This window comes from Bradyrhizobium pachyrhizi, assembly GCF_001189245.1.
GTDB classification, from domain to species: Bacteria; Pseudomonadota; Alphaproteobacteria; order Rhizobiales; family Xanthobacteraceae; genus Bradyrhizobium; species Bradyrhizobium pachyrhizi.
This window is the reverse complement of record NZ_LFIQ01000119.1, coordinates 63,120-71,634: the sequence shown is the minus strand read 5'-3', so window position 1 is coordinate 71,634 and position 8,515 is coordinate 63,120. Positions and strand designations below refer to the sequence as shown.

At 64.1% G+C, this 8,515-nt stretch carries 6 protein-coding genes; 3 read left to right on the top strand and 3 right to left on the bottom strand.

All coding sequences use genetic code 11. From position 1 onward, the window contains the following. Positions 1–278: 278 nt before the first annotated feature. The 3 genes from AKL29_RS35340 to AKL29_RS35330 all read left to right on the top strand — a co-directional run bounded on the left by AKL29_RS35340 (position 279) and on the right by AKL29_RS35330 (position 3,595). A complete protein-coding gene (locus tag AKL29_RS35340) occupies positions 279–1,205 on the top strand; it encodes an SMP-30/gluconolactonase/LRE family protein (protein WP_028334806.1) in 927 nt (308 codons plus the stop codon). Positions 1,206–1,329: 124 nt separating this feature from the next. Further along, positions 1,330–1,923 (top strand): GNAT family N-acetyltransferase, encoded by a 594-nt coding sequence (locus tag AKL29_RS35335; RefSeq protein ID WP_050387355.1) that lies wholly within the window; start codon positions 1,330–1,332, stop codon positions 1,921–1,923. A 28-nt stretch (positions 1,924–1,951) separates the two neighbouring features. Then, complete coding sequence (locus AKL29_RS35330) at positions 1,952–3,595, top strand: GMC family oxidoreductase (protein ID WP_050387354.1); 1,644 nt, start codon at positions 1,952–1,954, stop codon at positions 3,593–3,595. A gap of 209 nt (positions 3,596–3,804) precedes the next feature. On the opposite strand, the gene AKL29_RS35325 is transcribed toward AKL29_RS35330, so the two are convergent. The 3 genes from AKL29_RS35325 to AKL29_RS35315 all read right to left on the bottom strand — a co-directional run bounded on the left by AKL29_RS35325 (position 3,805) and on the right by AKL29_RS35315 (position 8,309). After that, positions 3,805–5,307, bottom strand: coding sequence for a flavin-containing monooxygenase (locus AKL29_RS35325; RefSeq protein WP_050387353.1), 1,503 nt, complete (start codon positions 5,305–5,307; stop codon positions 3,805–3,807). A gap of 78 nt (positions 5,308–5,385) precedes the next feature. Next, positions 5,386–6,228, bottom strand: a complete 843-nt coding sequence (locus AKL29_RS35320; protein ID WP_028334810.1) for an AAA family ATPase — start codon at positions 6,226–6,228, stop codon at positions 5,386–5,388. Between the two features lie 182 nt (positions 6,229–6,410). Then, complete coding sequence (locus tag AKL29_RS35315) at positions 6,411–8,309, bottom strand: diguanylate cyclase (protein ID WP_244482602.1); 1,899 nt, start codon at positions 8,307–8,309, stop codon at positions 6,411–6,413. Between the last annotated feature and the right edge of the window lie 206 nt (positions 8,310–8,515).

Here is an 8,515-nt window from a genome sequence, read left to right as displayed (position 1 = left end):
CGCACGGGAGCAGGGACCCATAACCACAGGCCGTCATTGTTGAGCGACGCCCGAACGACGAGTCCCATTCACAATATCCGCCGCGGAGTATGGATCCCTGCCTTCGCAGGGACGACAGGGGCATTTGCGGCGCGCCCATCCCACCTCAACGCCGGGCAGCCTTGCGGGGCCATTGCTTGGCAAGCCAAACCCCGTTTGCCATAACAGGATGAAACAACAACGTTGCGCGTGCGGGACCGTTCAGAATCCGCCTGCAGCCAAAGAGCCGGGAGGATGTCATGGCCAATATCCGAGTTCTCGCCACTGATCTGGAGTTTCCCGAAGGTCCGGTCGTCATGCCCGACGGTTCGGTCGTGCTGGTCGAAATCCGCGGCCAGCGGCTGACGCGGGTTTATCCCGACGGGCGCAAGGAGATCGTCGCCAAGGTGCCGGGCGGCCCGAACGGCGCGGCGCTCGGCCCCGACGGCAAGATGTACATCTGCAACAATGGCGGCTTCTCCTGGATTCCGACCCGCAACATGATCATGCCGGGACCGCAGCCGGAGGATTATCTCGGCGGCTCGATCCAGCGCGTCGATCTGCAATCCGGCAAGGTCGAGACCGTGGTGACGAAATGCGGCGAGCACGAACTGCGCGGGCCGAACGATCTGGTGTTCGACAGGCAAGGCGGCCTGTGGTTCTCCGACCTCGGCAAGCGCCGCGCGCGAGACATGGATGTCGGCGCGTTCTACTATCTGAGGCCCGGCATGAACGAGATCGTCGAGGCGGTGCACGGCATCCTGCCGGCCAACGGCATCGGCCTGTCGCCGGACGAGAAGACCGTCTACATCGCGGAGACGCCGACCGCGCGGCTGTGGGCCTATGAAGTTTCAGAGCCCGGCACCGTCAAGCCGCGTGACGTGATCTATCGCGGCGAGCGCGGCAAGCCGATCGCCGGCCTCGGCGGCTACCAGATGTTCGACTCGCTCGCGGTCGAGGCATCGGGCAATGTCTGCGTCGCGACGCTGGTCTCGGGCTGCATCTCGGTGATAGCGCCCGACGGCACCGTGGTCGAGCAGGTGCCGACCGGCGACCGCGTCACCACCAACATCGCCTTCGGCGGCCCCGAGCTGAAGACCGCCTACATCACGCTGTCGGGCAAGGGCGAGCTGATCGCGATGGACTGGCCGCGGCCGGGATTGCCGCTGAACTTTCTGAATAGATGACGATTGCGCTTCGCGAAGCGCAATCGTCATTCCGGGATGGTGCGAAGCACCAGACCCGGAATCTCGAGATTCCGGGTTCGATGTTGCGCATCGCCCCGGAATGACAAAGATGGAGAGATCTCGAATGCCCTGGCTTGAACCGGTCACCCTTCGCGGCGCACATGCGCGGCTGGAGCCGCTGTCCTACGATCATTGCGACGGGCTGGTCGACGCGGTGAAGGACGGCGAGCTGTCAAAGCTCTGGTACACCGCGATCCCGCAGCCGGAGAATATGGCCAAGGAGATCGACCGCCGGCTCGGCCTGCAAAAGGCCGGATCGATGCTGCCGTTCACGGTGTTCGACGCCGACGGCAAGATTTCCGGCATGACAACCTACATGAACGTCGACACGCCGAACCGTCGCGTCGAGATCGGCTCGACCTGGTACGCCAAGCGTGTGCAGCGCAGCGCGGTCAACACGCAGTGCAAACTGCTGCTGCTGACTCATGCCTTCGAGAAGCTTGACTGCATCGCGGTCGAGTTCCGCACGCATTTCTTCAATCACCAGAGCCGGCGCGGCATCGAGCGTCTGGGTGCGAAGCAGGACGGCATCCTGCGCAGCCATCAGATCGCGCCCAACGGCACGTTGCGTGACACCGTGGTTTACAGCATCATCGCCAGCGAATGGCCGACGGTGAAGGCGCATCTGACCTATCAACTCAACGAAAAGCCGCGCTGACACGATAGTCGGCGCCAGAAACGAGACGATGGAAACGTTCGATTATGTGATCATCGGCGCGGGCTCCGCCGGGAGCGTGCTGACCAACCGCTTGAGTGAAGACGCCGCGACCCGCGTGTGCGTGCTCGAGGCGGGGCCGAGCGACTGGCACCCCTACATCCATCTGCCGGCCGGCTTCATCAAGACCTTCCACATGAAGAGCGTGAACTGGGCCTACCAGCAGGAGGTGGGTCCCTACACCGGCGGGCGCAGCATCTATGCGCCGCGCGGCAAGACGCTCGGCGGCTCGTCCTCGATCAACGGCCACATCTATAATCGCGGCCAGCGCCAGGATTTCGACACTTGGGCGCAGCTCGGCAATCGCGGCTGGGGCTATCCTGACGTGCTGCCCTATTTCCGGCGAATGGAGAGAAGGATCGGCGAGGGCGACGACACCTATCGCGGCCGCGACGGCAACCTCACCGTCACCACGATGGACTGGCAGGACCCGCTCTGCGAGGCCTTCATGGCAGGCGCGGTCAGCCTCGGTATTCCGCGCAATCCTGATTACAATGGCCAGATCCAGGAGGGCGTGTCGTACTGCCAGCGCACCATCCTGAATGGACGCCGGGTCAGCGCCGCGACCGCGTTCCTGCATCCGGCGCGGCGGCGGCCCAATGTCGACGTGCGCACGCATGCGCATGTCACCGGCATCGTCTTCGAGGGCAAGCGCGCGGTCGGCGTGCGCTACAATCGCGGCGGCAAGCACGGCGATCCCCTGGAGATCCGCGCCACCAAGGAGGTCATCCTCTCCGGCGGCGCCTACAACTCGCCGCAGCTGTTGCAGCTCTCCGGCGTCGGCGCGCCCGAGTTGTTGCAGGCGCACGGCATCGAGGTGCGCCACGCGCTCCCCGGCGTCGGTGAAGGCCTGCAAGATCACTACGCGCCGCGCTCGGTGGCGCGGGTCAAGAATATCAGGACCATCAACGAGCTTCGCCGCGGCTTCAGCCTGTGGGGCGAGGCGATCAAATGGGCGGCGACGCGGCGCGGCCTGCTGTCGCTGTCGCCGACCATGGTCTACTGCTTCTGGCATTCCGGCGAGACCACCGAGAGCTCCGATTTGCAGCTCACCTTCACTCCGGCGAGCTACAAGGAAGGCGTGCAGGGCCAGCTCGAGGACGAGCCCGGCATGACTGTGGCGTCATGGCAGCAGCGGCCGGAGAGCCGCGGCTATGTCCGCATCCGTTCGGCCGATCCGTTCGCGCCGCCGATCATCCAGACCAACTATCTCGCCGAGGAGATCGACCGCCGCGTCGTCGTCGCTGGCATGAAACTGGCGCGCCGGCTGCTCGCCTCCGAGCCGCTCAGTCCGTATTACGCCTACGAGGACTTTCCGGGTCCGAAGGTCACGAGCGACGACGAACTGCTCGCCGCTGCGACCCAGCGCGGCACCACCACCTTCCATCCCGGCTGCACCTGCCGGATGGGACCGGCGGACGCGCCGTGGGCGGTGGTCGACGATCAGCTTCGGGTCCATGGCATGGAGGGCCTGCGCGTGATCGACGCCTCGATCATGCCGCGGATGATCTCGGCCAATCTCAACGCTTCGACCCTGATGATCGCCGACAAGGCCTCCGACATGATCCGCGGCAAGGCACCGGAGGCGGCTGCGAAGCTGCCGGAGTATGCGTGAGGGAGTTGATACGTACGACAATAACCGTTCAGCGTCGTCCCGGCGAAGGCCGGGACCCCTAACCACCGATGGTTATTGTTGCGTGTCGGTGGAATGACGAGTCCAACCCACAACATCCGCCGCGGAGTATGGGTCCCTGCTTTCGCAGGGACGACAGCGGAGAGTGTGTGGCCGTTAGCGGCTCAGGATGACGCGAAATATAGTGGAGCTCAGCTGTAGACGAACGCCTTGTCCTTGAGGTCGATCGCCGGGAATTCGTCCTTCTCGGCCCAGTAGTCCTGGTTGTGCTGCCACTCCGGCTTGTCGCCGCGCTTCGGCAAGAGGTGCATGCCGCGCATCATGTAGCCGGGGTTGAAGTTCTCCGGATCGATCCATGGCAGCAGCGGCATGTTGTGGTCTTCGGGGCGCAGCTCCGGCGTCACCTTCTTCGCGCCGGTCGCGTTCATGTGCTGCAGCAGGCGGCAGACGAAGTCGCCGACCAGATCGACGCGCAAGGTCCAGCTGGCGCGGAAATAGCCGAACACCCAGACGAGGTTCGGCACACCGGTGAACATCATGCCGCGATAGGTCACGGTATCGGCGAAGTCGAGCGGCTTGCCGTCGATCTCGAAGTCGATGCCGCCATTGGCCGAGAGGTGGAAGCCGGTCGCGGTGATGATGATGTCGGCCTCGAGCTCTTTGCCGGACTTGAGCAGGATGCTCGTCTCGGTGAAGCGGTCGATCTCGTCGGTGACGACCGACGCCTTGCCGCCCTTGATGGCGTGGAACAGGTCGGCATCCGGCACGAAGGCGATGCGCTGCCGCCACGGCCGGTAGCTCGGCGTGAAGTGGGTGGCGATGTCGTAGTCCTTGCCGAGGACGGCTTCGACCGCTGCCAGCAGGTCCTTCTTGGCGCCCTCGGGCTCGGCGAAGGTCCGCTTGGTGAAGGCGTCCTGCTCGAACAGGATCTTGCGGCGGGTGATCTCGTGGATCCAGTGTTCGTCGACCTGGAGCCTGCGCAGCTCCTCGGCGATCTCGATGGCGTTGCGGCCGGTGCGGAAATAGGTCGGCGAGCGCTGCAGCATGGTGACATGGGCGGCGTCCTTGGCCATCGCCGGGATCAGCGTCGCAGCTGTGGCGCCGGAGCCGATCACGATCACGCGCTTGCCCTTGTAGTCGAGGTCGTCGGGCCAGGTCTGCGGATGCACGACGGTGCCCTTGAACTTCGCCATGTCGGTCCATTCGGGCGTATAGCCGGCGTCGTGGCGATAATAGCCCTGGCACATCCAGAAGAAATTGGTCGTGAAGCGCAGCCGCTCGCCGGTGTCGATGCGCGTCGCATCGATGGTCCAGAGATTGGTCTCGTTCGACCACTTCGCCGCGGTGATGGTGTGGCGATAGCGGATGTGACGGGCGATGTCGTTCTCCTCGATCACCTCGCCCATGTACTTCAGGATCTCTGCAGCGGTCGCGATCGGCGCGCTGGTCCACGGCTTGAAGCGATAGCCGAAGGTGTGCAGGTCGCTGTCGGAGCGGATGCCCGGATAGCGATGGGTGGACCAGGTGCCGCCAAAAGTCTTCTGCGTCTCGAGCACCACGAAGCTGGTGCCGGGGCATTGCGTGGCGAGGTGGTAGGCGGCGCCGACGCCGGAGATGCCGGCGCCTGCGATCAGGACGTCGAAGTGCTCTGTGGTGACGGGCTCGGCGGCCCGGATCTGGGTCTGGACGTTCATCTTCCCTGGTCTTCTTGTTTGTGGAGCTGCAGAAGCAAAACGCCGAAGCCATCGCCCCGGCGTTTGCCGATATCGGAACTAGACTTCGCGGCGGCTGAGGAAAGCCAGCCGCTCGAACAGATGCACATCCTGCTCGTTCTTGAGCAGCGCGCCATGCAGCGGCGGGATCAGCTTGCGCGGATCGCGCTCCCTGAGCATCTCCGGCGTGATGTCCTCGTTCAACAGCAGCTTGAGCCAGTCGAGCAGCTCCGAGGTCGACGGCTTCTTCTTCAGGCCAGGCACCTCGCGGACCTCGAAGAAGATCCGCAGCGCCTCTTCCACCAGCCGCTTCTTGATGCCGGGGAAGTGCACATCGACGATCTTGCCCATCGTCTCGGTGTCGGGAAACTTGATGTAGTGGAAGAAGCAGCGGCGCAGGAAGGCGTCCGGCAGTTCCTTCTCGTTGTTCGACGTGATCATCACGATCGGGCGCAGCTTCGCCTTGATGGTCTCGCCGGTCTCGTAGACGTGGAATTCCATGCGGTCGAGTTCGAGCAGCAGATCGTTGGGGAATTCGATGTCGGCCTTGTCGATCTCGTCGATCAGGAGCACCGGACGCTTCTCGTTGGTGAAGGCCTCCCACAGCTTGCCGCGCTTGATGTAGTTCTTGATGTCGGACACGCGGGCGTCGCCGAGCTGGCTGTCGCGCAGCCGCGAGACGGCGTCGTATTCGTAGAGGCCCTGCTGCGCCTTGGTGGTCGACTTGATGTGCCAGGTCAAAAGCGGCGCGTCGATCGCCTTGGCGACTTCCTCGGCCAGCACGGTCTTGCCGGTGCCGGGCTCGCCCTTCACCAGCAGCGGGCGCTCGAGCACGATGGCGGCATTGACGGCGACCTTGAGGTCATCGGTGGCGACGTAGTCCTTGGTACCCGTGAATTTCATCTATCTGTTTGCCTTGCTTCGTTCGTCGGCGGCCCCGGCCCCCACACGAAACGACCGCTCTCGCAGCGGTCGCATGTCCTCTCCGATATCTTGTCCGGTACAATTCTAGTTGAAAAAGCCGGGCGGTCTAGCGCGGATTCCGCAGCGCAGCGGTACCTAGACGGCACCGGGCGCATAGTATGTCAGGCGTACTGTTTCCGCCCCGCGGAATGATTGTCACCCGCGAGCGACGAGGCCAGCACCGTGCGGTCGCGTCCCGAACGTTTCGCCTCATAGAGCGCAAGATCGGCCCGGCCGAGCAGTTCGGTCTCGCTCGCGGTCGCGGCCGACCGGCTGGCGATCCCGAGGCTGATCGAAACCACGCCGCGGCGCGCGGCCGGATTGGCCATCGCCAGCGACCGTACCGTGAGGCGCATCGCCTCGGCGACCTTCAGTGCATCCTGCTCGCCGACGCCGGGCAGGATGATCGCGAACTCCTCGCCGCCGTATCGCGCCGCCAGCGCCGTGGTGTTGTCGGTGGCGCCCGCGATCACGCGCGCCACGCGCCGCAGGCATTCGTCGCCGGCCTGGTGACCTTGCGTGTCGTTGAAACCCTTGAAGTGATCGATGTCGAGCATAATCAGCGAGATCTGCTCCCGATCGCGGAACTCGCGCGGCAGCGCGCTGTCGAAGCTGCGGCGATTGGCGAGCGCGGTCAGGCCATCGGTGGTCGCAAGCTCGGACAGGCGGATGTTCAGCGCGTTGAGCTCGTCCTCCATCTTGCGGCGCTCGGTCACGTCGCGCAGCACGCCGACGACCTCGATGGCTTGGTGATCTTCCGCCGCGCCCGCAAGCTTGAAATTAATCTCGACCCAGACCTCGCTGCCGTTGGCGCGGAAGGTCTTCAATTCGACGGTCTTGGTGGTGGTCCAGTTGGTCAATTCCGATGTCGCTTTGGCGACGTCGGCGAGATGATCGGGGTGCACGAACTCGAAGCAGGATTTGCCGATCAGATCGTCCGGCTTGCGGCCGAGGATGGTCTCGACCGATTGCGACACGAACAGGAAGCTGCCGTTACGGTCCAGCAGGATCACCACATCGGCGATGTTGTCGGCCAGCAGCCGGTAGCGTGCCTCGCGTTCCCTGAGCATCCGCGCGACCCTGGTGCGCTTGGCAAACTCCTTGCCGAGCAGGATCGCGAACAGGATGACGCCTCCCATCAGGATGACGGCGACAAGCAGGTCGTTGCGCAAATCGTCATGCCATGCGGCGAGAACCTGGGCTTCCGGCAAGGCGACGGTGACCACGATCGGATATTGCGAAGCGCGCTCGAAGCCAAGATATTTGACGCGTCCGTCGAACGGCGATGTGGTTTTCGTGTAGCCCGTCCGGTCCTGCTCGATCCTCGCCTTGAAAGCCGCGGAAACCTCCTTGTTCCACTTGCCCGCCGGCCAGTGCGCCAAGACCATGCCGTCGAGCCGAAGCAGGGTAATTCCGGCATGCGGACCGAATTTGAAGGCTTGATAGAAGTTGTCGAAATAGCTTGTCTCGATGGTCGCGAACAACACGCCGCCGAAGCCGCCATCCTCCCTGGTGACGCGTCGCGAGAGTACGATGGTCGGCTGACCGGTCAGCCGCGACTGCAATGGCTCGCTGATATGCAGCAATGCATCTGTCGAGTCGCGATGGCCGATGAAATAGCCGCGATCGGCATTGTTGTGCGCTGGCAGCTCCGCGGCCGACGAGTAGATCCTGTTGCCGTCGGGGTCGATCACGCCGATCTCCTTGATCTGCGGCAGCGCGTCGGCGGTCTTGCGCAGCGCCGCGTTGAAGCGGTCGACGCGCGGCTTCTGGTATTTCAGCAGATCCACCATGGCGTTCATGGCCACGTCGATCGCCTGGACCGAATGCGAGGCGTGTTCCGCCAGCGAGTGGGTCAGGTTGCGGATGTCGCGCTCGCCCTGGGCCAGCGCCGTGGTGCGCGCCTCGACCGCCTTCCAGATCAACAGACCCAGCACGAATATGCTCATGGCCGCCACCACGGCGGCGACGATCGCTGTCGGCGAAAACAGTTTCGGCAGCTTGGCAGGGCTGTTGGACAAGTCGGTCGGGTCCACTGGCGTCGTGTCGCCTCCAGTGATCAACGCCCGATCTTAATGTCACGTTTCGCCGCCGGGAGCCGAAGCTGGCCGGGGTGGTTAAGTGAAAGTGAATGGCTGATCCGCAGCCGCAACCGGGGGAGGGGCCCTTGACGGCACCGGCAGGGCGGGCGATTTAAGTAAATATGTTCCTGCAGTTTTTCACATCG

Excerpts from the sequence above, each read along its gene's own strand:
- AKL29_RS35340 (WP_028334806.1), top strand. The coding sequence starts at position 279 with ATGGCCAATATCCGAGTTCTCGCCACTGATCTGGAGTTTCCCGAAGGT.
- AKL29_RS35335 (WP_050387355.1), top strand. The coding sequence starts at position 1,330 with ATGCCCTGGCTTGAACCGGTCACCCTTCGCGGCGCACATGCGCGGCTG.
- AKL29_RS35320 (WP_028334810.1), bottom strand. The coding sequence starts at position 6,228 with ATGAAATTCACGGGTACCAAGGACTACGTCGCCACCGATGACCTCAAG.
- AKL29_RS35330 (WP_050387354.1), top strand. The coding sequence starts at position 1,952 with ATGGAAACGTTCGATTATGTGATCATCGGCGCGGGCTCCGCCGGGAGC.
- AKL29_RS35325 (WP_050387353.1), bottom strand. The coding sequence starts at position 5,307 with ATGAACGTCCAGACCCAGATCCGGGCCGCCGAGCCCGTCACCACAGAG.